Origin of the sequence: Jiella mangrovi (assembly GCF_017815135.1) — a bacterium.
GTDB classification, from domain to species: Bacteria; Pseudomonadota; Alphaproteobacteria; order Rhizobiales; family Rhizobiaceae; genus Jiella; species Jiella mangrovi.
In genome coordinates this window covers 555,975-581,345 of sequence record NZ_JAGJCF010000001.1, presented here as the reverse complement: position 1 = coordinate 581,345, position 25,371 = coordinate 555,975, and the positions used below count along the sequence as shown (strand labels likewise).

Here is a 25,371-nt window from a genome sequence, read left to right as displayed (position 1 = left end):
GGCGGCGGCTCCGACGATTTGGGGCGTTGATCGTCGGAGCCGACCATCCCGGATCACAGCGGCATGCGATCCGGGTAGATTGGAGCAGCCTCGTTTGAAACCTTTGTCGATATCGGGTCAGATGTCCTGGCTGCGATGACCAAAGGTTAGTCTGGCTTTGTTTCGTGCGAATGGCTTGTTCGCCTCGGTTATGTTTCGCTACCGTTTCATCAAGATTCGCGTGCTTCGGACACGTCCTGGGCCGGTCGCGGCAAGCCGAGCCGATGGCGGCGGTTTTGACAAATCCGCCATACTGGCGCATGACGCGCCAAAATTCGGGCCGCTGAAGTCGGCCTCAGAAGGCCAGGTCGGTCCGCAAGGGGCAGAGTGGTCAGGCAAAGGAAGGAGCGCTCAGGATGACGATCGATCGGTCCGCGAAAGAGATTTCGCTCCGCATCATCATCTCTTTGCGCGCCATTCCGATTATCGGCGCCGGCGCCGCAAGCGCTTCAGTTTCGTCCGTGAACTGAAGCCCCGCCGCGACCGGCCGTCTGGTGTGGACGCTTCGCGGGCCCCGCCGACGATTTCCAGGATCGATTTCGCCGCGTGCCCCGGCGCGGCCCATTCCCGGTTCGCAGAGCCGATCGCGGCCGCCCGTGTCACGGAGCAATCACGACCCGGGCCCCGATCCAGCCTCCGGCCGAACGACGAGACATCTGACGAATGACCGACGACAGCTTCATCTCACGCGTTGCCACCGCTGAAACGGCGCTGCGCGACCTCTTTCCCGCCACGCCCCTGCAGCTCAACGAGCATCTTTCGAAGAAGTACGGCGCCCGCATCTTCCTGAAGCGCGAGGACCTGACGCCCGTGCGGTCCTACAAGATCCGCGGCGCCTTCAATTTCATGCGCAAGACGATGGCTTCCGGCGCGGCCGTCCGCGCCTTCTGCTGCGCCTCGGCCGGCAATCATGCCCAGGGCTTTGCCTTCGCCTGCAAGCATTTCGGCGTTAAGGGCCGGGTTTTCATGCCGGTGACGACGCCGCAGCAGAAGATCGACAAGACCCGCGTCTTTGGTGGCGAGGCGATCGAGATCGAACTCACAGGCGATTTCTTCGACGACTGCTATACGGCCGCCAAGGCCTATTCGGCGGCTGCGAATGCCGAGTTCGTGCCGCCCTTCGACCACGAGGACATCGTCGAGGGCCAGGCGAGCGTTGCGCGCGAAATCCGCGAACAGCTCGGCGACGAGTGCCTCGATCTCGTCGTGATGCCGGTCGGCGGTGGCGGGCTCGCCTCCGGCATGACGCGCTATTTCGACGAGGAGGGGGGCTCGCCGCCGGCGCTGAGATTCGTCGAACCGCTCGGCGCGCCGAGCCTTCGCTCGAGCCTCGAGAAGCGCATCCTGACGCGCATGCCGCAGATCGACGGTTTCGTCGACGGTGCCGCGGTGGCGCAGATCGGCGACATCCCCTTCGAAACGCTCAGGCGCTTTCAGCCCGACGACGTCATCCTCGCGCCGGAGGGCCGGCTCTGCAACACCATGCTGGAGATGCTGAACCTCGAGGGCATCGTCCTGGAGCCGGCCGGAGCGCTGGCGATCGACGCGTTGGAAAGCCTGAAAGACGAGGTGGCCGGCAAGACCGTCGTCCTCGTCGTGTCGGGCGGCAATTTCGACTTCGAGCGGCTGCCCGACGTCAAGGAGCGGGCGCTGCGCTATACCGGGATGAAGAAGTATTTCATCCTGCGGCTCGCCCAGCGTCCAGGCGCGCTCAAGGACTTTCTCAATCTTCTGGGGCCGGACGACGACATTGCCCGCTTCGAATATCTGAAGAAGTCGGCCCGCGACTTCGGCTCGATCCTGCTCGGCATCGAGACCAGGGACCCGGCAAACTTTCCGGCCCTGCTGGCGCGCTTTGCCGAGGACGGCATCCGCTATCAGGACATCACGGACGATCAGATCGTTGCCGATCTTTTGATCTGACCATGGCCCGTCTTCGCGCCGGTCCGGTCGCTCCCGGGCGGGACCGATCCAGAGATCACGATGCCGGCTCGACCTGGCTTTCTTCACCAAAAGTGGCAGCGGCGACCGTCCGGTTGCGACCACTGCGCTTGGCCTCGTAAAGCGCGGCGTCGGCGGCGGCGACGAGATCCTTCGCCGTCCCCTGGCGCTGCGCCTTAACCAGCGTGGCGCTGCCGATGCTGGCGGTGACGATGCCCCAGCCGGTATTGCCGGGATGTCCGATCGCGAGCTCGGCGATCTTGGTGCGAACGTCGTCGGCGATGCGCAGGGCCTCTAAAGGCCCGGTGTCCGAGAGGATCACGGCGAATTCCTCGCCGCCATAGCGCGCGACGAGGCCGTTCGGATGCTGCTGGACCGCCAGCTCGACCGCCCGGGCAATCACCTGCAGACAGCGATCACCGACCTGATGTCCATAGCTGTCGTTGAAGGCCTTGAAGTTGTCGACGTCGAGGATGAGCAGCGACACCGGCTCCGGCCGCGATGCCCGCTCGCTGGTCGTCGCGGCAAGGGCAAGGTCGAAGCCACGCCGATTCGAGACGCCTGTCAGCTGATCGATCAGGGCAAGGCGTTCCGATTCGGCGTTCTGCTCCAGCCGATCGGTGATGTCGGTGGCGATCATCATCACCGAGCAGGGGTGTCCCGACGCATCGAGGATCGGATTGTAGCTCGCCTTCAGCCAGATCCTGCACCCGGATCTTGAAACGTAGGCAAATTCGTCCTCGACGGATTCGCCCGATCTCAGCCGGTTCCAGAATGTCCGGTAAGCCGGTCCGGCGGCGCCTGCGGAGGGCACCAGACTGCAGTGGTTGCGGCCAAGCAAATCCTGGACGTCATAGCCCATCAGCGCCGCGAACTTGGCATTGGCCGACAGGATGGTGCCGTCCAGGGTGTACTCGACCATGATCGTCGAGCGGGAGATCGCTTCCAGTGTGCTTTGATGCGTCGCCGAACGCTGCCTGTCCGCCGTAATATCGGTGGCGATCTTCACGATGCTGCGAACCCGGCCCTGGTCGTCGATCACGGGGTTGTAACTGGCCTGCAGCCAGACTTCGCGCCCGCTCTTGGCAACACGGCAAAACTCGCGGCGGACGAACTCGCCGCTGCGAAGAAGCTCCCAGAAGGCCCGATAGTGCGGATGGTCCCGATCCATCGGTTTTAGAAACATCGAATGATGTTGCCCGATGACTTCGCCTTCCTGGTATTCCATCAATTTCAGGAAATTTTCATTGGCAAACGAAATATGACCATCAGGGAAGAACTCGATCAACGCCATCGATCGCGAAATGGCGCTCTGAAGATCGTATATTTGAGACCGGCTAGAGTGAGCCATGAGGGTCGCAATCGTCATCTTATCTTATCTTCAGACCTGAAGAGAGACACTATAGGAAGAGAGCGAAAAATCTTCCTTGAATGGATTGCGGTACCTCGATGAAAAAACCGTAAAACTGAAGGAGCGGCAAAGCGTCCGCCGCGCGGACCGACCCCGAACCATCCCGGCGCAATCACTCTCCCAGGGCCACACCCTCGCGGCGTGGATCGGCGCCGCCTTCGAGCCCTTCCGGCGTGATGGCGATGGCGTGAATGCCGGAGTTGAGGTCGGCCTCCTTCACCTCGAAGCCGAGGTCGCTGAGCGGGCCGGCGAGTTTGGCCGCATCGGTGCCGGCCTCGACGTCATAGGTGCCGAAGCGGTTGACGAGATGCGGCAGGCTCGCCGCCTCCTGCACGTTCATGTTCCAGTCGAGGACGGCGATCAGGGCTTCGGCGACATAGCCGATGATCCGGCTGCCGCCCGGTGAGCCGATGGCGAGCACGGGCTTGCCGTCCTGCATCACCACCGTCGGGGCCATGGACGAGCGCGGGCGCTTGCCCGGCGCAACGGCGTTGGCGATCACGGCGCCGTCCGCGTCATGGGTCTCGAAGGAAAAGTCGGTGAGTTCGTTGTTGAGAAGGAAGCCGCCTGTCATCAGCCGCGAGCCGAAGCCGTTCTCGATCGTCGTCGTGATCGAGACGACGTTGCCCGTTCCGTCAACGATCGAAAAATGACTGGTCGAGGGCAGCTCGATGGCGACGTCATCGCCGCGCAGCATGGCGTGATCCCAGGGCGGCGTGCCGGGGGCGACCGCATCCTTGGCCAGCGCCGTGTCACCCATGAGAAGCTTCGAGCGGGTGGCGAGGTAGTCCTTGTCGAGAAGCCCCCGCAGCGGCATCGGCACATAGTCGATGTCGGCCATGTAGCGGCCGCGATCGGCGAAAGCGAGGCGCGAGGCGTCGCCGATCAGCCGCCAGGCCTTCGCGCTGCCCGGGCCAAGGGCCGCGATGTCGAAAGGTTCGATCAGTCCGAGGATCTGGCCGACGGTGAGTGCGCCGGAGGAGGGCGGCCCCATGCCGCAGACCTCATAGGCCCGATAGGTCAGGCAGACCGGCTCGCGCTCGACGATCCGGTAGTTCTTGAGGTCGGAGAGGGCCAGACGCCCGGGATTGCCTTCGGCGTTCTGGACGGTCCGCACGATGTCCTCGGCGATCGGGCCCTCGTAGAAGCCGGCCGCGCCCTTGTCCGCGATCAGCCGAAGCGTCTTGGCGAAGGCTTCGTTCTTCAGGATCGCGCCGACCTTCAGCGGCTCGCCCTTTGCATCGAAGAAATAATCGCGCGCGCCGGCAAAGCGCTTGAGGCGCTGGCCCTCCTCGACGATCAGCGCATGAAGCCGCGGCGAGACCTTGAAGCCGTCCGTCGCAAGGTCGATCGCAGGCTGGACCACGGTTTTCCAGTCGAGCGCGCCGAAGCGTTCATGGGTATCGAAGATGAGGCGAAGCGTGCCGGGGGTGCCGACCGAGCGACCGCCGACGACGGCGTCGTAAAACGACAGCGGATCGCCCGCCTCGTCGAGAAACAGCGTCGGATCGGCGGCGGCGGGCGCGGTCTCGCGGCCGTCAAAGGTGGTCAGCCGCCCGGCCTTGGCGTCGAAATAGACGAGGAACGCTCCGCCACCGATGCCGGAGGATTGCGGCTCGACGAGGTTGAGGACGAGCTGTGTCGTCACCATCGCGTCGATGGCGTTGCCGCCTTTTTTCAGGATTTGAAGCCCGGCCTCGGCGGCAAGCTGATTGGCCGCGGCGACCATGAACTTCGTAGCCTTCGCCGGCTCTGTCGAGACAGGGCGCATGCCCGTTGGCGCTTCAGGCTCTACAGCATCTGCCGCCTGTTGGGCGCGGCAGGGAATGGCAAGAAGGAGCCCGGCAATGGCGGCTGCGAGGACCGGGCGGAGTGACGTCATCGTTGGGCTCCCTCTGATCGTTGAGTGATAGCCGGAATGACGGGGCGAGCCAACATCTCCAGATGTGCCGCAACAGCGGTCCGATTTCGGCATCGAGGAGCGTTTCAGTTCGCTGATCGGTTCGACCGATCAGGGCCCCTCATGCGCCGAGCCCCGGCCGGGAGGAAAGCAGGGGCTCGGCTGAAAGTCGGTCGCTGTTCGAAGCTGTTTTGCCTGATTGATCTGTGCAACCTCGACGGCGGACGACTTTCGATCCCAATCTCGCGAAGTGAATCCGTGTTGCGTTCAAACGTGGGGTCCGCTCACCGATGGATCGGCACGGGCCTGGCAGGCTGAAAGCACGGCCGTGAGCCCGCGTTCGACGCTCGTGAGCGTGAAGGGCTTGTCTATGCAGATCGCCGTGGGAACGCGCTGCTCGACCTCTTTGCGGCTCCCGGAGATGAAGAGGACCGAGACGTCCATCACGCTCTGGATTCGCAGGCTGGCTGAAACTCCGTTTCCGTTTTTGAGATGAAAGTCCGAGACCACGATATCGGGGTGGTGCCGGATCGCCGCTTCCACCGCGTCATCCTCACTGATGACGGTGTCGCAGATCTCCAAACCCATCTCGATCAGCATATCCTCCAGAGCCAGAGCGACGATCAGGTCATCTTCAATTATGAGGACGCTACGTTTCATGTTCGTATCCACACCATAACCGTTGTTCTGGAGAAGTACATTATAAGGATGATACCATCCGATGAATTTACTTATATTTCAATGTACAGGTGTAGTAAATTCGATCATTCAGATGATCTTGGCAATACGTACTTTCCGAGGGGCCGAGATGAACGGCTTGTTTTCGCGAGCCGGAGAAGCCATCCGACCGCGGAGCCGCCGGCAGACCGCCGGGCCGTATGTTCAATCGTCGCCACTCTTGGTTTAGTGTTGCGCCGGCGGGTAATCTCGCTCTTCGGTGATCGGCGGGTTCAGTCTCGTGGAAAGGTTGAGGTCAATTATCGTATGATCATGAAATTGCATGGCCGTCAAAGCAACGTGCAGAATTAGTACTGTTATATAACGATCTGTGCGAAGCAAGATTTGACACCGGCAGTTACAGGAGGTTGTATGGCAACCTGCGGTCTCTGGCGGAAGAAAGGCCTTTACCCGTGTCCAGGACCTGTCTCGATTCAGCAGGGCGAGAGTGACTCTCGCTCGCAAACTCGCTCTCGCGATGACTGCGGTTGTCGTCACCGCTACTCTTCTGGCCGGCTTTCTGATCCATCTTCGGACCGGAAACGCCGCGCTGCCTCTGGCCTTGAAGAACTTCGAGGCCAGCACGGGACTGACGGCCGGGTATCTCGAAACCTATGTCGCAACGTCGGAAGAGGACGTCGAAGCCCTGACGCGTCTACCCTCGGTCATGGAGCTGGCGTCGCTGCAAGGCGGCGGTCGTCAGCAGGAGGCCGAGGCCCTCAAAACGGCGATCGCCGGCCAGTTCGCCGCCCTGCTCGAGGCAAAGCCGCGATACGACCAGATCCGCCTGATCGGCAAGGCGGATCGGGGCCTGGAACTCGTGCGGGTCGATCGCCGCAGTGCCGAAAATGGCCCGACCCGCGTCAGCGAAGCGAACCTACAGTCCAAGGCCGCTCAGCCCTATTTCGACAAGGCGCTTTCGCTTGATTCGAATGGCGTCTACGTTTCGCCGCTCAACTACAATCGGGAGAACGGCGAGATCGAAAATCCGCCGGTCCCGACCATTCGCATGGCCAAACCCGTTTTCGTCGGGGGCGGGCCGCCAAAGATGTTCGTCATCGTCAATATCGACATGCGTCCCGCTCTGTCGCGGCTGCAAAGGCCCGACAACCTCATTGGCGCGATCAGTCTGCTCGATGAGCAGGGCAACTACCTCGTCAACCCGAAGGATGCTGAGCGCGTCTTCGGCTTCGAAACCGGCGAGGACTACGACATCCTTGCCGATCGGCCGGCGCTCTCGGCGGTTCTTGCCACGGCCGACAGTTCGGTGTTCGTCTTCGACGAGGCCGGGGTCGAGACGGCGGCGGCGGTTTGGCCGGTCACCCTTGCCGGATCGCGGAGACTGACGGTCATACAGACCGCACCGACCAGTGCCCTTCTTGCCGATACCAGGTTGGCATTTTCGAAAGCGATCCTCACCGCCGGACTTCTGGCGGCCCTCGTGGCGGTGATGGTCGCGGTGGTCATTGCGAGAGGGCTGGTTCGCCCGATCCAGGCGCTGACGCGTGCCGTCGAAAACCGCTCCGGCGAAAGGGCAGTTCCTCTGGCGACCCATGCGAGCGGTGAAGTCGGCGCTCTTGCGCGTGCAATCGCCCGCTACATGGAGCGTGAGGCTCTCCTCAGCGCAATCGTCGGGTCTTCCTTCGATGCCATCGTGACCAAGGATCTTGAGGGCGTCATCACCTCCTGGAACGAGGCGGCCGTGCAGCTCTATGGCTATACGCCCGAAGAGGCCATCGGGCAGAAGCTCGAGCTGATCGTACCAGAGGATCGGCGCTTCGAACTCAGCCGGATCATGGATCAGCTCCGCAGCGGAAATCGGATCGGCCATTTCCAGACCGTGCGCATGGACAAGGCCGGCAACCGACTCGACGTCTCGCTGACGATCTCGCCGGTCCGCAATGCTGCCGGCGAGATCGTCGGAGCTTCGGCGATTACCCGCGACATCACCCGGGCGCTGGCCGATGCCCGCAATCTTCAGAAGCTTCAGTCCGAAGCCGCCCATACGGCACGGGTCACCGCAGCCGGACAAATGGCAGCGACGCTCGCCCACGAACTGAACCAGCCATTGACCGCGATCATCAACTATATTCGCTCGATCCAGCGGCTGCAGCAGGACAGCGGCGTGCTGAAGGAAGCCCGCTCGGCGACCTATGCCCAAAAGGCGGTCGAACAAGCCAATCGGGCCAGCGAGATCGTCCGTCGGGTCCGAAATTTCATTGGCAATCGCCAGACGAACGTGACGCGCGCCAACATCAACGACGTCATCGATGAAGGGCTTTCCCTCATTCTCCTCGGCCGCAAGGGCGATGGCATCGCCCTCGAACGGGACTATGGCGTGGGCCTGCCTCAGGTCCTCGTGGATCCCGTTCACGTCCAGCAGATCGTCGCCAACCTTGCGCAGAATGCCATCGAAGCCATGGCCCTGTCGCAGAATCGGATGCTCACCGTGACTACGCGGCAGGCCGATGACGCCGTTGTGGTCAGTTTTGCGGACAGCGGTGGAGGCGTCGACGACGCCATTCTGGAAAACCTCTTCGAGCCCTTCACCACGACGAAACCCGCGGGCATGGGATTCGGCCTCAACATCTGCCGCTCCCTCGTCGAAGCACAGGGCGGGACCCTGCGCGTTCGCAGCTCGTCCGTGGGCGCCATCTTCGAGTTTTTGCTGCCGGTAGCGGACGCGCCGGTCTTCGCAGAGAAGCTGTAGGTCTGCTTCGTCTTCGAAGCGCGCCGCGCGAGCTTCCGGGAAGGGCGGCGACAAAACGCGTCCTTCGCATAAACGCCCCGGTGTGTCATAAAATCCAACGACGTAACGTTTCAAAGCTGCTTCGCTCCAACGAAAGCAGGTGCTCCTCGGGGAGGAAAGAAAGATCAGATGACAGGCGTCCTCGGGATCATCGATGACGACAGCGCGGTCCTGGAATCGCTGACGGCGCTTTTCGAGACCCGGGGATACGTCGTTCACGGCTTCGAAACGGCGCAGGCCTTGCTCGATCTGATCGGGGACGAAGCCTCGAAAAAATCGTTCGATTGCCTGATCGTAGACCTGCGGATGCCCGGGATGACCGGCATCGAGTTGCAGCGGCGTCTTTCGCAGAGCCCCGATCCGCCGTTGCCCATCATCGTCATCACCGCATTCGGAGAGGTTCGCTCCGCGGTCGAGGCCGTGAAGCTCGGCGCAGAGGACTTCATCGAGAAACCGTTCGAAGACGACGCACTCGTCGAGGCCGTGGCAACCGCGATCCAGCGCTCGCGGCCGATCCGCGAAAAGATGGAGGCGCGCAATCGGGCAATCCTGCGGCTCTCGTCACTGTCGCCGCGTGAACGGGAAATCCTTTCGCTCGTCGCCGCCGGCGCACCGAGCAAGGTCATCGCCGACGATCTTGGAATATCTCGCCGCACGGTCGAGATCCATCGCACGAACATTATGCGGAAGGTCGAGGCGCAGAACCTCGCCGAACTGATCGGCCTTGTCTATCTCGCCGAATCCCGGCCGCGCGGCCGATAGCTTTCTGTCTAGTCGTTAATACGTATTGAATGCCGCTTCGCCATGACTGAAAATATGGAAATCGAATCTCGATGCGAGGCGATGATCTGAATGGATGGCTGATCGGGCCAAGCTCCTCGATGCGGTGAACGTCTATCTCCTCGACGATGACGAGGCGATCTGTGAATCGTTGTCCACCATTCTGGAAATCCACGGCGCTCGGGTTCAGACGTTCCTCTCCATTAGCGAAACGCGTTCCGCACACTTCGATCAGCAGCCAGGCATCCTGATCTTCGACGTCCAGCTCGGCGACGGCCTCGGTCATGAGTTCCTGTCCGAGCTGCGCAGCCGCGGGATCGACACGCCGGTCATCTTCATGAGCGGCCGGATCGAGCGGGGCGAAATGAAGAATCTGATGAGCCTTTCGGAGGCCGTCCTGGAAAAGCCGGTGGACGGCGACGACCTGGCCGTGAAGATAGCGGCCATCGTGACGGGAATGGCCGGGGAAGCCACCAAATCGGACAAGCCGATCGATGGTTGTTAGAGCGCCATGCGTCCGGTAGCACGGACGAAGGGCGCTCCAACTCTTTGAATCGCCGCATCGTATCTGCCGAAAATCGACTCTGATTTTCAGGCCGATGCGGTGGTTCAGCCGAAAGCGCTATTGGCCGCCCCCACATCGCGAGTGCGCCGCAAGCTGAGATTGCTCCGGGCCATTTCGAGGGCCGATTCCGTCGACTCGCGCTGGCTTGGATCGACGCCGTTCATGGCCTCTTCATAGACCATGTCCAGCATCGGGCGTACCCGGTTGATCACCTCCCTGGCGCGCTCCGACACGAAGACGATGCGCGCACGCCGGTCCATGGGGTCCTGCTTGCGGTGGACGAGACTGTTGCGCTCCAGCCGATCAAGATAGGCCGAGATGGTCATCGGTTCGACATTCATCGCCTTGGCAATCTCGCACTGCCTCACGCCGTCGGCCCGGGCAATGCTCATGAGGGCGCGAATGTCCCCCGCGCTCAGGTCGAGGCCCATCTCCGTCACACATCGATCGAGCTCGACACGCATCAACCTTGCCACGTCCGCAAGTATGAAACTCGCTGGGTAGGCGACGTCTTGCTTCTGCATCCTGTCACTCCTGTTTTGATACGAATTTTCAACTCTGGAACCGATTCGCCATTTCGCTTGCGCGGACAGCGCTAGGGAAATGGCATGTTAAATTCAGGCGTGAAAATATGCAGTTCTACGTATCTGAAATGCGCTGTTATTTTAATTTTAGCTTAGAATTAGGGTGAAGGATCGAATCTGATCTATCGATGTCTCGCGCAATTTTTGGCTCACAACCGATATGGCAATGGAATCTAAGATTCTGATCTAGATTCACTTTTCGCATTGTTTGCGCCATATGGTCGCATCGCCATTTAGCCCGTTGAAAAAAATGGCTTCGCCGGTCTTGCGACCGTTGGTCCCTGCACGCTCTCGTCGCTGGACATGCGGTGTTCACGCAACTGTGAATGTACTGCCGGAGAGAGCCGCGGCGGACTGCCGCAGGTGGCAAGAATCCGCCGTGTCGAACCTTTGGCCCTCGCTGGGCACCGGGTGTTTCCACCCATCTTCCGGCGATGCGTTCAGCCCGCGGGGCCTCACTCTGCCGGCGTTGCGGCCGTGCCGGGACCCGCTGTGGTCGCCGCATTATCCTGCTTTGGCAGGAGCCGGCCGAGCAGGCGGCCAAGGATGCGCTCGAGGTCGTCGATGATGGTGTAGACCACCGGCACGTAGACCAGTGAAAGCAGCGTCGAGGAGACGAGCCCGCCGATCACCGCGATCGCCATCGGCGCCCGCGTTTCGGCGTCCGCACCCAGGCCGAGCGCCAGCGGCGCCATGCCGGCCGCCATGGCGATGGAGGTCATGACGATGGGTCTGGCACGCTTTCTCGCCGCGTCCATCAGCGCGCCGAGCCGGTCCTGGCCGCTGCGCCGGGCGACGATGGCGTATTCGACCAGCAGGATCGAGTTCTTCGCCGCGATCCCCATCAGGAGCAGGACGCCGATCAGGACCGAGATTGCGACGGCCGAATCCGTCAGCCACAGGAAGCCGAAGGCGCCGCCGATCGACAGGGGCAGGGCGGTGAGGATGGTGATCGGCTGCAGGAAGGAGTTGAACAGCAGCGCCAGCGTGGCGAACATCAGCAAAACGCCGGTGGCCATCGCCATGGTGAAGCCGGAAAACATTTCGTTCATCCGCTTGGCGTCGCCTTGCGCCTTTTCGCCGATGCCTGCCGGCAGCTTCTGCATAACGGGCAGCGCCGCGATCGCCTGGCGGGCTTCGCCGAGCGTGAGCCCGGACAGCTCTGCCTCGACGCTGGCCGTGCGGTCGCCATCGTAATGGGTGATCGTCGTCGGCCCGGCGCCGAAGGAGAAGGTGGCGATCGATCCGAGCGGCACCGTCTGCGAGGTGCCTTCGATCTTCAGCGCCTTGATGCGGTCTAGATCGCCCCGGGCGTCGTCGGTGAGCGTCGGCACGATGTAGACCTGCCGGTCGCCGAGGCTGTATTTCGCGAGAGCCGATTCACTGGCGCCGATCGTCGCGACGGACAAGAGGTTCGCGACGTCTGTCGGGGTGATGCCGAATCTCGCCATGCGCTGCTTGTCGGGTTTCACCACGAGCTCGGGCTTGGCGGCGGCCGCATCCGAGATCGGATTGAGCAGCCCCGGCACGTCGCGCATCTCGGCCGCCAGCTCGTTGGCGGTCTCCGACAGCTTCTGGCTGTCGGGTCCTGCCAGGGTGATCTTCACCTTGGAGCCGGACTGGTTGTCGGCGCCGAACTGGACCCTTGCGCCGGGGATGTCGTCGAAGGCGCCGGCAAGGCGTTTTTCGAACACCTGCTGGCTTACGTTGCGTTCGCTGACGGGCACGAGATTGGCCGTCACGGTGGCGGAGTTGACGCTGGCCGTGGTGTTTCGCTGCGGGCCGCCACCGCCTTCGGTCGCCGTGCCGATCGAGGCGAAGACGCTTTCCACCTCCGGCTGCTTCTTCAGGATCGCGCTGACCTTTTTGACGACGTCGTCGGTTTCCGCCAGCGTCGAGCCGGGAACGAGTTCGATCGAGGCGAGCGCGCGTCCGCGATCGGAGGAGGGCATGAATTCCGTCGGCAGACCGATTGCGACATAGACCGAGCCGGCGAAGAAGGCGATGCCGAGAAACGCCGTCAGCCAGCGAAACCGAAGCGCCTGGCGCAGGATGACGAGGTAGCCAGGCACCCAGAACGGCGTGTCGGCCTCCGCCGCGCCGCTGCCGGCCTTGACGAGATAGGCGCCCATCAACGGCGTCAGAAGGCGGGCGACGACGAGCGAGAAGGTGACCGAAACGCAGACCGCGATGGCGAAGCTGACAAACAGCTTGCCCGGTATGCCCGGCATGAAGGCGACCGGAACGAAGACCGCAATGATCGTTGCGGTGGTCGCGACGACGGCAAGGCCGATCTCGTCGGCCGCCTCGATCGCGGAATCGAAGGCGCTCTTGCCGCTCTCGCGCATGTGACGGACGATATTCTCGATCTCCACGATCGCATCGTCGACGAGGATGCCGACGACCAGCGACAGGGCGAGCAGGGTGATGTTGTTGAGCGACAGGTCGAGCCAGGCCATCACCGCGAAGGTCGGGATCAGGGACAGCGGCAGCGCCGTCGCCGCAACGATCGTGGCGCGGATGTCGCGCAGGAAGAGAAAGACGACGACGACGGCGAGCAGCGCCCCGAGCCAGAGCGCCTCGATCGCGGCGTCATAGCTTTCCTCGACGAAATCCGAGGAGGACGTCACCTCGGTGAAGCTGACATTCGGATTCTTGGCGTCGAGCGCCTCGACGGCGGCGCGCGCGGCTTTGGTCACGCCGATCTGGCTGGAGCCCTTGGCGCTGTAGATGGAAAAGGCGACGACTTCATCGCCGTTCAGCCGGGCCCGGCTGCGCGGCTCCTCCCATCCGTCGACGACCTCGCCGAGATCGGCCAGGCGAACCGACTTGCCGGCGCCGATCGTGATCGGCGTGTTTTCGAGTTCGGCGATCGAACCGGCGCTGCCGAGGGTGCGGACCGACTGTTCGGTGCCGCCGATGACGGTGCGTCCGCCGGCCTGGTTGAGATTCTGGGCGGCGAGCGCCGTGGTGACGGCATTCACGGTCGTTCCGTAGGCGTCGATCCGGGCCGGGTCGAGCTTGACGAGGATGGCGCGGTCGACGCCGCCGGAGCGCTCGATCTTGGAGACGCCGTCGACGGCAAGAAGCGCCTTCGAGACGTCCTCGTCGACATACCAGGACAGGTCGTCCGGCTTCATGTCGGGCGCGTTGACCACATAGGTCAGGATCGCATTGTCGCCGGCGTCCACCCGCGTGACGAGCGGCGTGTCCGCCGCGTCCGGAAGCTGGCTGGCGATCCCGTCGATGGCGTTCTGGACGTCGTCGGTCGCCTCGATCAGATTGGTGTCGAGTTCGAACTCGATCGCCGTGACGGATGAGCCTTCACTGATCGTCGAGGAGACGCTTTCGACCCCCGATATCGTCGAGACGGCGTTCTCCACGAGATCGGTGACCTGCGTCTCGATCTCCGTCGGCGAGGCGCCGGTCTGCGTGACCGTGACCTTCACCATCGGAAAGTCGATGTCGGGCATGTTGTTGATGCGCAGCTGCATGAATCCCCAGACGCCCGAAAGAGCGAGCGCCAGAAAGAGGACGATCGTCGGCAGCGGATGGCGGATGGCCCAGGCGGAAATGTTCCTCACTTGCCGTCTCCATCGGCGTCGGCCTGCTCCGTCACGAGCCGGACTTTGTTGCCGTCCTGGAGAAAGCCGGCGCCGCTCGTCACCACTCGATCGCCGATGGCAAGATCGCCGGAAATGGCGACGCGGCCCTCGCTGCGCGCACCGACCTCGACGGGTACGGCAGCGACGGTATCGTCGGCCGCGACCTTGAAGACGGAGGTCTGTCCGTCCTGCCAGGTCAACGCCTTGTCGGCGACGGTGAGGCTGTCGCTGCCCCCGGCCTCGATCTTTGCGGTGACGAACATGCCGGCCTTGAGACCGGAATCCTTCGGCAGCGCGATGACGGCCAGCGCGAGATGGGTGTCGGTGTCGACGACTTCGTCGAGCGAGGTCAGCCGTGCCGCGATCGACCGCCCGTCGGGCCCGGTCACCGTGGCGTTTGCGCCGGGCGTCAGGGCGGAGACATCCTGCTCGGGCACGTCGACCCGCGCCTCGAGCGCGCCGTCTTCCTGGATGCGGGCGATTTCGGTCGAGGACTGGACGATGATGCCGGGAACGGCGGGACGTGCCGAGACGATCCCGGCGAAGGGCGCGCGGATTTCGGTGCGCTCGAGCTGGACCTTGAGGGTTTCCTTCGCCGCCTCGGCCTGGGCGAGGCTGGCGCGGGCGGTGGCGACCGTCGTTGCGTTCGATTCCGCCGTCTCTTTCGATACGGTGCCGGATTTCATCAGACGCTGGCTGCGTTCGCTGGTCGAGATCGCATTGGCGAGCGTTGCCTTGGCGCTGTCGATCGCGGCATCCTGTTCGGCGATCTGCGCCTTCAGAAGCGAGCTGTCGAGCCGCGCCAGAACGGCGCCGGCCTCGACGTGATCGCCCTGGGTCACGAGGACGTCGGTCAGGCGAAGTCCGCTCGCCTCCGAGCCGATGATCACCTCGCGGTGAGCCGCGACGACGCCGTTCGCCACGATGGCCTGACCGATCGTTTCACGGCGGACCTTGTCGGTGGTGACGGTGAGGCTGGCCGGAGTGGTGTTCTCGGCGGCAGCCGAACTTGCCTGCGCCGCGCGCAGCGGGGCATCGCCGCTCTGGCTCGAGCCGCCGAATCCGAGCTGGCAAGCGACGACGATGACAGCGCCCGCTGCGAAGAGAAGGACAAATCGCCTGGTTTTCCCGAGGATCTGCATCGGCGCCCGCACCCAGCTTCAGCTATTCCAACAAGCGCCAGACATAAACCTCGCGCCCCTGCGCTTCCATGCTTGTGCGGTATCGATATGTTACGAATGGTATACGCGTCGCGAGACCTTCGAGCGGGCTTTATGGCGCATCGGCCTGAAAGACCGGAACGGCTTTGGCAAAGCGTGATGCGAAGAGGCTTGACCTTGCGCTAAGTCTTTTCTGCCTCACGAGGCCGAGGTTGGTCACCATCCTGGTGCCTGGATCGCCTTTCGAGCCGCGAGAACAGCACGGGGGCGGCCGGCCGGCCTATTCGAAACAGCGGATCTCCGCCTCGGCCTGTGCGCGTCTGAGATCGCCGATCGCGGCTTTCGATTCCGCCGATTCCCGGAACAGGCTGCCCCTTTCGCCAACGACCTGCCCCATGGACAGAAAGGTCGAAGCCTCGACATAGCGATCATAGGGAATGATCGAGGCGACGACGTCGAAGGAACAGGAACACTGCTGCAGCGCCTGGCGGGTCTCGCCATTGGTCGCCATGCAGGCGAAGACGTAGTCCGAGATCGCCGTCGTCGGATAGTCCGCCCGGGTGGTCGAGGCGAGGCCGCCGGGGTCCTTTGGCGCGATGGTGGTGCCGGCCTCGCCGGTGACGAGGCTCTCCTGGCCGGGCGCGTCGATCCCGGTCGCCGAGGGCGCAGCGGCCGAAGCCGGGCTGCTGATCGGAGCATCGGACGCAGGTGGTGGCGGCGGACCGCCCGTCTGGGCGCTTGCTTCGATCGCCATTCCTGCAACGAGAGCTCCGGACAGAACCGCCGCTGCGAAACCCATCTGCACAGTCTGGATCGTCTTCATCAAGCCTCCTCCCGAACGAGATCGCGTGCCCGCCCGCTCCAGCCGTGCCAAGTGGCGGGAGAGCATTCCTTTTCACGCAGAACCGGCCGGGAAACCTTCCCGATCTCGACCGGCCTTTGCTATTTCGCCGCAACGCCAGGCGGAGACGCGCGCACGAAGGCACCGAAGGCCCGCGGCCCGTCGGGCACATCGACGCTGCCGACCTCGTCCAGGGTCTCGGCGTCGAGCTTCACGAGCGTGTTGGCAAACCAGTTGGCGACATAGACGAAGCGGCCGTCGCTGCCGGCGGCAATTCCCTCCGGATAGTCGCAGCATTCGAGCTCGGCTATCGGCTTGCCGTCGTCGGGATCGAACACGGTGACGGTGCCGCCATACTGGTCGGTGACGAAGACCCTGTCCCGCGTTTCGATCGCGTCATAGGGATGCGAGCCGACAGGCACCGTCCTGAAGACGAAATGGCCTGTGGCATCGACGACGCTGACGCTGTTCGAGCCGACATTCGCCGCATAGACCCGCCTTCCGTCAGGCGAGAACGACACGCCGAAGGGCCGCTCGCCGACGACGACACGGGCGATCACCTCGCCCGTCTTGGCGGCAAAGAAGGACAGCTGATTGGAATCGCGGTCCGCCGTCACCACAACCTCGCCGTCCTCCGATACCGCGACGCCCGAGGGCGACTGGCCGGTTTCGAAATGGCCGGTCACCGCGCGCTTTTCCGGATCGACCAGAAGCAGCGAATGGGAATACCAGTCGGCGACATAGACCGGCGATCCGGACGGATGAACCGCGATGCCGAGCGGTCCGCCGTCGACCCGGACCTCGCCGACGACTTCGCGCTTGACCGTATCGACGATGGCGATCTGCTTTGATTCCGGCTGAGAGACATAGGCCCGCCGGCCATCCCGGCTGACCGCGATTCCCGCCGGCTTGCCGGGAACCGCAATCGTCTTTTCGACGCTCATCGAGTCCAGATCGACGAAGGAGAGGGTTCCCGCTTCCTGACTGGTCACATAGCCGATGTCGCCCGCCGCCGCGCCGGACGGCGCGGCTAGCGCAAGTATGGCGCAGAGCAGGACGGCCGAGGCGCAGCGCGCAATGACGCTGACCGACTGGCGCGCTGGCGCACTCACCGGCGGGCTCACGAGCCCGATTCGACCGTCTTCTTCAAATTCTCGAGACCCTCGGTGATGAAGTCCGTCACGCCCTTCACCGAAGCCTCGTCATTGAGTTCGGCCGGCGGATCGTTGTTCGGATAGCCGCGGTAAAAGGCCGCGCGCCAGGTCACGTCGGACTTGGCGCCGCCATCTGCGGGTTTTACCGTGATCGTCGAAGAGTAGTTCGTCGCCGGCAGAACGTCGATGTTCACATGGCCGATGAAGGTCGAATAGCTCATCTTGCCGGCGTCATATTTGGAGAGTTCCTCCTCCATCATCCCGCCGGAGGTGTAGCCCAGCGTCCGCACAGAGCCCTTCTCGTTGCCCTTGGGAGCGTCGGTCAAGGCGACTTTCGGATGCCAGGACATATCGCCGAAATTCCCGATCACGGCCCAGACCTTTTCAGGCGCCGCGTCGATGGTGATCGTCACGCTCGCCTTCTGGCGCGTCGGTCCGTGTGCCGCGGCGATGCCGGGCAGGATCATGAGCGCGACAACGAATGCGGCCAAATTCTTGAACAAAGGCCCGTCTCCTCTTCCAGTTTCGGTGCCCACCCGAACCACGGCCCGGGGCGAGCCTAGCCACAACGCGGGGCGAGGGAAAGGCCCGGCCTTGCGCCATTCGACACTCCCGCGACGCCCGCGCAGGAATTTACTCTTACGTATTCGTCAATTATGCTGCGGCCATCACAATCGACGCGCCGCCTCGAAAGGCGCGGGTGGCGACGGCGCTGCGGCTTGTGACTTGAGCGCTCCGGCAACAAGGTGCACATGTTGCGATCGAAGGCGCTGCCCTGGCGCGGGATGGCGCTTCGGGGCGCCGACGGGACGCGCCGTCAAAACCGATCGGGAGGACGATCCATGGACCTGACATTCACCCCGGAAGAAGCGGCATTCCGACAGGAGGTTCGCGCGTTCATCGCCGACAACGTTCCGGAAGACGTGACCGAGACCCTGCGCGCCGGGCGCCACGTCTCCAAGGACCAGCTCGTGCGCTGGACCCGCATTCTCAACGAGAAGGGCTGGTCGGTTCCGCACTGGCCGGTGGAGTTCGGCGGCACCGGCTGGGATCCGATCCGCCAGTACATCTTTCAGGACGAGATCCAGCGCGCTCCGGCGCCGCAGATGCTGCCCTTCGGCCATTCGATGGTCGGACCCGTCATCTACACCTTCGGCTCAGATGCCCAGAAACAGCGCTTCCTGCCGCGGATCGCCAATCTCGACGACTGGTGGTGCCAGGGCTTTTCCGAGCCGGGCGCGGGCTCGGATCTCGCCGGCCTCTCGACCCGGGCGGTCAGGGACGGCGATGATTACGTCGTCAACGGCCAGAAGACCTGGACGACGCTCGGCCAGTACGCCGACTGGATTTTCTGTCTCGTGCGCACCGACCCGGCCGCCCCGAAGAAGCAGATGGGGATCTCCTTCCTCCTGATCGACATGACGACGCCCGGCATCACCGTGCGCCCGATCCGCACCATCGAGGGGGGGCACGAGGTCAACGAGGTGTTCTTCACCGACGTCAGGGTGCCGGTCGAAAACCTCGTCGGCGAGGAGAACAAGGGCTGGGACTATGCCAAGTTCCTGCTTGGCAACGAGCGTACCGGCATCGCCGCGGTCGGCGCCACGCGCGAGCGGATCCGCCGGCTGAAGGAGATCGCCAGGGCCGAGCCGTCCGGCGACGGCGTCGTCTGGGACGATCCGCGCTTCCGGCAGAAGGTGGCGGCCGTCGAGATCGAATTGAAGGCGCTGGAAATGACCCAGCTGCGCGTCGTCTCCACGGAGGCGAGGAGCGGTCACGGCAAGCCGGACCCGGCCTCCTCGATCCTGAAGATCAAGGGAACCGAGCTGCAGCAGGCTGCGACCGAACTCCTGATGGAAGCCATCGGCCCCTTCGCCTTGCCCTTTGAGGCCGAGGATCAGGACGGCCGCAACGAGCCGCCCGTCGGCCCGGACTACGCGGCCCCGATCGCGCCGAACTATTTCAACTATCGCAAGGTCTCGATCTACGGGGGCTCCAACGAGATCCAGAAGAACATCATCGCAAAGGCGATCCTCGGGCTTTGAGGAGGGGCGCCCCGGCGCCGACTTGAAAGCCTCGGGCCACGAGCCCCGCCAACGATTGTGATCGACGAACCGATTTTGGGAGACCCACATGGATTTCGAACTCTCCGAGGAACAGAGCCTGATCAAGGATTCGGTCACGCGGCTCCTGCGCTCCGAATACGGCTTTGAAAGCCGCGAGAAGCACCGCGCGGAGCCCCTCGGCTTCAGCGAGGCGATCTGGCAGTCCTTCGCCGAGCTCGGCCTTCTCGCCATTCCCTTCGACGAGGACGATGGCGGCCTCGGCGCCGGGCCGGTCGAGACCATGATCGTCGCCGAAGCCTTCGGCCGCGCGCTCGTTGTCGAGCCCTATCTGTCCACGGTGGTGATGGCTGGCGCGGCGCTGCGCCATGCCGGCTCGCCCGAGCAACGGGCAAAGCTCGTGCCGGGCATCGTCGAAGGCACGAGTCGGCTTTCATTCGCCTTTGCCGAACGCGGCACGCGCTACGACTTGTCGCGCATCGCCATGAGCGCGGCCTTGGATGGAGAGGGCTTCCGGCTTTCGGGCGAAAAGACGCTGGTGCTCAACGGGGATTCTGCGACGGGCTTCATCGTCGCCGCGCGCGTCGCGGGCTCGCTGGGCGAGACAACCGGGCTTGGCCTGTTCCACGTCCCGGCCGATGCGCAAGGGCTGACGCGCCGGGGCTTTCCCACCCAGGATGGCATGCGTGCGGCGGAGCTGAATTTCGAGGATGTCTTCGTGCCGAACGAGGCGGTGCTCGGCGATCCGGAAGGCGCGTGGGAGACGATCACAAGGATCGAGGCCGAAACGATCGCGGCGCTGTGCGCCGAGGCTGTCGGCTCGATGCAGCGGATGGTCGAGCTGACCACCGCCTACATCAAGGAGCGCAAGCAGTTCGGCGTGCCGATCGCCGCGTTCCAGGCGCTGCAGCACAAGGCCGCGGAAATGTATATCGCGCTGGAGCAGGCCCGCTCGATGATGTTCCTTGCCGCGATGAACGCCGGCGAGGACGACGACGCGGCGCGGCGTGCCGCGATTTCGGCAGCAAAGGTCCAGATCGGGCGCTCAGGCCGCTTCGTCGGCCAGAATGCCGTGCAGCTCCATGGCGGCGTCGGTGTCACCATGGAATACGAGATCGCCCATCACTTCAAACGCCAGGCGATGATCGATCTGATGCTCGGCGATGCCGACTACCACCTTTCCGTCGTGGCGGCGCAGGGCGGGCTCGACGAGGACTAGGCCGGCGGTCCGCAGCGTCCGATCCCGGAAATCGAGCGTCATCCTGAATGTGCCGTCGCCCGAGCCTGCCGCTCAGGACTGCTCGCCGGTAAAGGTCTTCTCGAACACCTGGCCTTCGGTGTCGGTCGCCCGGGCATGGAACGGGCCGGCATCGCCTGCTGCGTAGCTGAAGCGGAAGCTTGGATCTTCCGAGATCGAGATGCCGCCGGTCATGGTGAAGAGGGTCTTGCCGCCCTTGTCGACCTCAAGGTCGGTGATGAAGTGCGCCGGGATATAGAGCAGCGTCACCTGATCCTTCTGCAGGCCGGAATTGTTCGGGTGACGGATCATGAGCTGCGCCTCGTTAAGCCCGGAACCGGCGCTTTCGAACTGCCGCATCTTCATCTTGCCCATCTGCCGCGCAGCAAGTTCCGCGTCCTTCGCCGCCGGCGCGGCGCAGCCACCGGCCGCCTTCACGAAAGTCTTGGTCACATAGAGCCTGCCATCCGCCGTCTCGGCGACGGCGTGGATGTCGGTATAGGCGTTGACGCGGACGCGCGTCGAAAGCGCGGCGATTTTCGCGTCCTCGGCAAATTCGAACGTCGCCGCGACCGGAGAGGGGTTCTCGTCGATGACGAGCGTGACCTTTCTGACCGCCATCTTCGGATCGAAACTGAGCTTCACCGGAACGACGGCCGGGTCCGTCGCCCGCTTGGGAGCCTCGATGGCGATGGTGTTCGTGCCCTCGATGAGCTGTTTGTCGCCAAAAAGGTCCGGCTTGAGGGCCGTCCAGGCCGAATCGGCCTCGGCGGCCTTCTCTTCGGGGGAGGCCGCCGTCTGGGCATGTCCCTGTGTGACAACGCTGAATGTCATCAGCAGGCCGGCGGTGAATGTGACGATGGCTCCGCGCGCGGTGCAAAGGCGGATCGGATCGGTTGCAGACATGATTTTCCTCCCATGGGGTTTCCGCCGGTCCTTGCGAACTCCCGTTCCGCATGGGCAGATACCACCTGTCGCATCTTGCTTGCGAACACCCTTACGGCAAGGGGGCGCGCCATCACGTCGCCGGGAGGCCGCCGCGTCTCGCTGCCGGTTTCCAGCGTGAGACAGCCTGCCGGTCGCCACGGGTCATGGTGTCATTCCCACTCGAGTTCGGCAAAGGACGCGGTGGCGTTGCGTGGGTTGTAATCGTCGAACAGCCGCCATTTCGGCCGTTCGCTCGCCGCCGCATCCGGGACTGCCTCGGCCAGCGGCACGCCCTCGCTGATCGCCTTGCGGATATCCGCCGCGAGCGTTTCGAGATAGGTCTTTTCCGGCTCCAGCGCTTGCGGCCATTGCGCACTGACAGGGCCGTGCCCGGCCACGACGCGCTTTGCGGGGATGGCCGCCAGCGCAGGGAGCTGCGCTAGCCAGCCCTTGAGCGAGCCATCGAGCACCGGCACATGCTCGATGAACAGGAGATCGCCGGCGAACAGCGTCCGCGTCTTTTCATCGAAGACCGTCAGATCGTTGTCGGTGTGGGCCGTGTCCCAGGCCTTGATGACGATCGTCCGGCCGCCGAGATCGATGCGTCGCTCGTCGGCGACGGTCTCGTCGGGGAGGGTGATCGTCACCTCGTCGGCGAGCGCGTCGCCGATCTGTGGGCGCATCGACTGCTTGTAGAAGTCGGCGCGGGCGGCAAGAGCGGCCGGCAGCCGGCGATGGCCGATGATCGTCGCGCCCGCCGCATCGAACACCTGGTTGCCGAAGGTGTGATCGGGATGCATGTGCGTGACGATGAGCCATTTGACCGGCTTGGTCGTGACCTTGCGAATGGCTGCGAGCGCCGCCTCGCCGTCCGGCACGCTGCCGCCGCTGTCGATCATCGCAACGGCGTCGTCGCCGACGATGAAGCCGATATTGGCGATGGCCCCGAGGTTTTCAGGTGTCTCTTCGGCAATGGCGCCATGGCGCACATGGATGCCGGGCGCAATCTCGATGAAATCCTCCTGCGCGGCCGCGCCTGGCTGCGCCATCCAGCCGAATGCCGCGATTGCAAGAATTGCCCGGAAACGGCGTGCTCGACCCGCCATCGTCCTGTCCTCCCAGCGTCAGAATTCGCCACTATGCGCCCTCGCGGCAGGATGGGACCACGGGTTTTGTGGCACAATTGCGATCCCGGAGCCGCGGGATTGGCGGCATAGGTGGCGCAAGCCGGGTCGGAATGCGGCAAGTTGACCCTGAATTGCTGCGTTGCAAGATGGGGTGACGCTGGGAAAGGTTGTATCGGAAACTTAGAAGGGCGCGCCAAATCGGGTCATACCCTTCGGCTCGATGCCGTCGCCCGTAGGCTGCATGCGTGTCAGCACGCCACTCCCGTCAGATCCAGATCCCTTGTCATCAGCAAAATTCAAGACCTATCCGCGGGAAGATGTTACACTAGGATCCGAATTCGAAACAATCAGAAGTATAATCTCAGAAATATTCGAGAATATTTTGATATCACTGGAACGGGAGGAAATTCTTCTTTTCGCAATTGTGCAGTGCAGCTAGAAAAACCTGATATCAGTGCTTGCGCAGGAAAAATTCCCGCACTAGGGTGCAGTCATGGTTTCCGGCTTCAAGATCGGGGCGTTGGGAGCGCCCCGAATCTCGAAGGCCACTGGTAGGGTAATTTTCAACGGTGCCCACCAAGACCCCTATTGGAGGTCGTGACACGCTGCCGGAAGCCTTCCCCATTCATCACTGGCATCATGTCGGCTGGATTCTGCTAGCCGGCATATGAATTCAGTTCCTTGGGAGGAGACCATATGTTGAAGACGTTTACGAAGGCGGCGCTCGCGTCGAGCCTGTTGATTTCGCTGGGTGGAGCCGCATCGGCGGCCGAACAGCTGCAGGCGCTGGCGAAGGATTCGGCGAACTGGGCGATGCCCACCGGCAATTATGCCAACTGGCGCTATTCCGAGCTCGACAAGATCAACAAGGACAACGTCTCGAAGATGGTCCCGGCCTGGTCGTTCTCGACCGGCGTTCTTCGCGGCCATGAAGGCAACCCGCTCGTCATCGGCGACACGATGTACGTCCACACGCCGTTCCCGAACATCGTCTACGCCCTCGACATCAAGAATGACGGCGTCATCAAGTGGAAATACGAGCCGAAGCAGGATCCGAACGTCATTCCGGTGATGTGCTGCGACACCGTCAATCGCGGCGTCGCCTATGCGCCGGCCGATGGCGACCGGCCGGCCATGGTCATTCTCGATCAGGCCGATACGACGCTCGTCGCGCTCAACGCCGAGACGGGTGAAGTGATCTGGTCGGTCAAGAACGGCGACGCCTCCAAGGGCGAGACCGGCACGATGGCGCCGGCAGTCATCAACGACAAGGTTCTGGTCGGCATCTCCGGCGGCGAGTTCGGCGTGCGCGGCCGTATGACCGCCTACAATCTCGCCGACGGCAAGGAAGCCTGGAAGGCCTATTCGACCGGCCCCGACAAGGACATGCTGATCGATCCGGAGAAGACGACCGAACTCGGCAAGCCGGTCGGCGCCGATTCCTCGCTGAAGACCTGGGAAGGTGATCAGTGGCAGATCGGCGGCGGTGCCACCTGGGGCTGGATCTCCTACGATCCCGAGCTCAACCTCGTCTATTACGGAACCGGCAACCCCTCGACCTGGAACCCGGCCCAGCGCCCGGGCGACAACAAGTGGTCGATGACGATCAACGCCCGCGACGCCGACACCGGCGAGGCGAAGTGGGTCTATCAGATGACCCCGCATGACGAGTGGGACTATGACGGCGTCAACGAGATGATCCTCGCCGACGTTTCCGTCGACGGCAAGGACCACAAGGCCCTCGTCCACTTCGACCGCAACGGCTTTGCCTACACGCTCGATCGCGAGACGGGCGAACTGCTCGTCGCCGAGAAATACGATCCGGCGGTGAACTGGGCGACCAAGGTCGACATGGACAAGAGCTCCAAGACTTATGGCCGGCCGCTTGTCGTCGATCAGTATTCGACCGAAAACAACGGCGAGGACGTGAACACCACGGGCATCTGCCCGGCGGCGCTCGGCACCAAGGACCAGCAGCCGGCGGCCTATTCGCCGGACACCAAGCTGTTCTATGTGCCGACCAACCACGTCTGCATGGACTACGAGCCTTTCCGCGTCGCCTATACCGCGGGCCAGCCTTATGTCGGCGCGACGCTGTCGATGTATCCGGCGCCCAACAGCCACGGCGGCATGGGCAACTTCATTGCCTGGGATGCCGGCACCGGCAAGATCGTCTGGTCGCTTCCCGAGCAGTTCTCGGTGTGGTCCGGCGCTCTCGCCACCAAGGGCGGCATCGTCTTCTACGGCACGCTCGAGGGCTATCTGAAGGCCGTCGACGCCAAGACCGGCGAAGAGCTCTACAGGTACAAGACCCCGTCGGGCATCATCGGCAACGTCATGACCTACGAAAACGACGGCAAGCAGATGGTCGGCATCCTGTCGGGCATCGGCGGCTGGGCGGGCATCGGCCTCGCCGCGGGCCTCACCGATCCGAATGCCGGTCTCGGCGCGGTCGGCGGCTATGCGTCCCTGTCGAAATACACCGCCCTCGGCGGTCAGCTGACGGTGTTCACCGTCCCCGACCAGACTGCGTCGAAGTAAGTCGCGAAGCCGTGTGAACCGGACAGGCCC

Annotated in this window: 18 protein-coding genes; 7 read left to right on the top strand and 11 right to left on the bottom strand. The window is 63.5% G+C overall.

Annotated elements, in window-relative coordinates; translation table 11 throughout:
- The first annotated feature begins 702 nt into the window (after positions 1–702).
- Positions 703–1,962 carry a threonine ammonia-lyase IlvA gene (gene ilvA / locus J6595_RS02715; RefSeq protein ID WP_209592881.1) on the top strand — a complete coding sequence of 420 codons (1,260 nt, stop codon included), beginning with the start codon at positions 703–705 and terminating at the stop codon, positions 1,960–1,962.
- Between the two features lie 55 nt (positions 1,963–2,017).
- Here the strand turns inward: ilvA and J6595_RS02710 are convergent, their stop codons facing one another.
- From J6595_RS02710 to J6595_RS02700, 3 genes are all read right to left on the bottom strand, one after another.
- Positions 2,018–3,274: a sensor domain-containing diguanylate cyclase gene (locus J6595_RS02710; protein WP_245197544.1), complete on the bottom strand. Its 1,257-nt coding sequence runs from the start codon at positions 3,272–3,274 to the stop codon at positions 2,018–2,020.
- A 229-nt stretch (positions 3,275–3,503) separates the two neighbouring features.
- Positions 3,504–5,273 carry a gamma-glutamyltransferase gene (gene ggt, locus J6595_RS02705; RefSeq protein ID WP_209592879.1) on the bottom strand — a complete coding sequence of 590 codons (1,770 nt, stop codon included), beginning with the start codon at positions 5,271–5,273 and terminating at the stop codon, positions 3,504–3,506.
- Positions 5,274–5,558: 285 nt separating this feature from the next.
- Positions 5,559–5,951, bottom strand: coding sequence for a response regulator (locus J6595_RS02700; RefSeq protein WP_209592878.1), 393 nt, complete (start codon positions 5,949–5,951; stop codon positions 5,559–5,561).
- A gap of 535 nt (positions 5,952–6,486) precedes the next feature.
- On the opposite strand from J6595_RS02700, the gene J6595_RS02695 reads away from it, so the two are divergent.
- The 3 genes from J6595_RS02695 to J6595_RS02685 all read left to right on the top strand — a co-directional run bounded on the left by J6595_RS02695 (position 6,487) and on the right by J6595_RS02685 (position 10,042).
- Positions 6,487–8,718, top strand: coding sequence for a two-component system sensor histidine kinase NtrB (locus J6595_RS02695; RefSeq protein ID WP_209592877.1), 2,232 nt, complete (start codon positions 6,487–6,489; stop codon positions 8,716–8,718).
- Positions 8,719–8,886: 168 nt separating this feature from the next.
- The gene (locus J6595_RS02690) at positions 8,887–9,519 is read left to right on the top strand and encodes a response regulator transcription factor (RefSeq protein WP_209592876.1); all 633 of its coding nucleotides are present in this window, start codon (positions 8,887–8,889) and stop codon (positions 9,517–9,519) included.
- 94 nt (positions 9,520–9,613) lie between these two features.
- Positions 9,614–10,042, top strand: coding sequence for a response regulator (locus J6595_RS02685; protein ID WP_209592875.1), 429 nt, complete (start codon positions 9,614–9,616; stop codon positions 10,040–10,042).
- Between the two features lie 104 nt (positions 10,043–10,146).
- Here J6595_RS02685 and J6595_RS02680 read toward each other — a convergent pair whose 3' ends face one another.
- The 6 genes from J6595_RS02680 to J6595_RS02655 form a co-directional block, all read right to left on the bottom strand.
- Positions 10,147–10,533, bottom strand: coding sequence for a MarR family transcriptional regulator (locus J6595_RS02680; protein ID WP_209592874.1), 387 nt, complete (start codon positions 10,531–10,533; stop codon positions 10,147–10,149).
- Positions 10,534–11,141: 608 nt separating this feature from the next.
- Positions 11,142–14,270: an efflux RND transporter permease subunit gene (locus tag J6595_RS02675; protein WP_209592873.1), complete on the bottom strand. Its 3,129-nt coding sequence runs from the start codon at positions 14,268–14,270 to the stop codon at positions 11,142–11,144.
- Positions 14,267–15,433 carry an efflux RND transporter periplasmic adaptor subunit gene (locus tag J6595_RS02670; RefSeq protein WP_209592872.1) on the bottom strand — a complete coding sequence of 389 codons (1,167 nt, stop codon included), beginning with the start codon at positions 15,431–15,433 and terminating at the stop codon, positions 14,267–14,269. Before J6595_RS02670 ends, J6595_RS02675 begins: the two co-directional genes overlap by 4 nt.
- A 298-nt stretch (positions 15,434–15,731) precedes the next feature.
- Complete coding sequence (locus J6595_RS02665; protein WP_209592970.1) at positions 15,732–16,049, bottom strand: hypothetical protein; 318 nt, start codon at positions 16,047–16,049, stop codon at positions 15,732–15,734.
- A gap of 344 nt (positions 16,050–16,393) precedes the next feature.
- Positions 16,394–17,404, bottom strand: a complete 1,011-nt coding sequence (locus J6595_RS02660) for a beta-propeller fold lactonase family protein (RefSeq protein ID WP_342453068.1) — start codon at positions 17,402–17,404, stop codon at positions 16,394–16,396.
- 8 nt (positions 17,405–17,412) lie between these two features.
- On the bottom strand, positions 17,413–17,913 hold the full coding sequence (locus tag J6595_RS02655) for an SRPBCC family protein (protein ID WP_209592968.1): 501 nt from the start codon (positions 17,911–17,913) through the stop codon (positions 17,413–17,415).
- 375 nt (positions 17,914–18,288) lie between these two features.
- On the opposite strand from J6595_RS02655, the gene pimC reads away from it, so the two are divergent.
- A complete protein-coding gene (gene pimC, locus J6595_RS02650; protein WP_209592871.1) occupies positions 18,289–19,491 on the top strand; it encodes a pimeloyl-CoA dehydrogenase large subunit in 1,203 nt (400 codons plus the stop codon).
- An 88-nt stretch (positions 19,492–19,579) separates the two neighbouring features.
- On the top strand, positions 19,580–20,728 hold the full coding sequence (locus tag J6595_RS02645) for an acyl-CoA dehydrogenase family protein (protein ID WP_209592870.1): 1,149 nt from the start codon (positions 19,580–19,582) through the stop codon (positions 20,726–20,728).
- 72 nt (positions 20,729–20,800) lie between these two features.
- Here J6595_RS02645 and J6595_RS02640 read toward each other — a convergent pair whose 3' ends face one another.
- Complete coding sequence (locus tag J6595_RS02640; protein ID WP_209592869.1) at positions 20,801–21,652, bottom strand: quinoprotein dehydrogenase-associated SoxYZ-like carrier; 852 nt, start codon at positions 21,650–21,652, stop codon at positions 20,801–20,803.
- Positions 21,653–21,843: 191 nt separating this feature from the next.
- Positions 21,844–22,779 (bottom strand): quinoprotein relay system zinc metallohydrolase 2, encoded by a 936-nt coding sequence (locus J6595_RS02635; RefSeq protein WP_209592868.1) that lies wholly within the window; start codon positions 22,777–22,779, stop codon positions 21,844–21,846.
- 717 nt (positions 22,780–23,496) lie between these two features.
- Between J6595_RS02635 and J6595_RS02630 the strand changes: the two genes are divergently transcribed.
- Positions 23,497–25,341 carry a methanol/ethanol family PQQ-dependent dehydrogenase gene (locus J6595_RS02630; protein ID WP_209592867.1) on the top strand — a complete coding sequence of 615 codons (1,845 nt, stop codon included), beginning with the start codon at positions 23,497–23,499 and terminating at the stop codon, positions 25,339–25,341.
- Positions 25,342–25,371 lie beyond the last annotated feature (30 nt).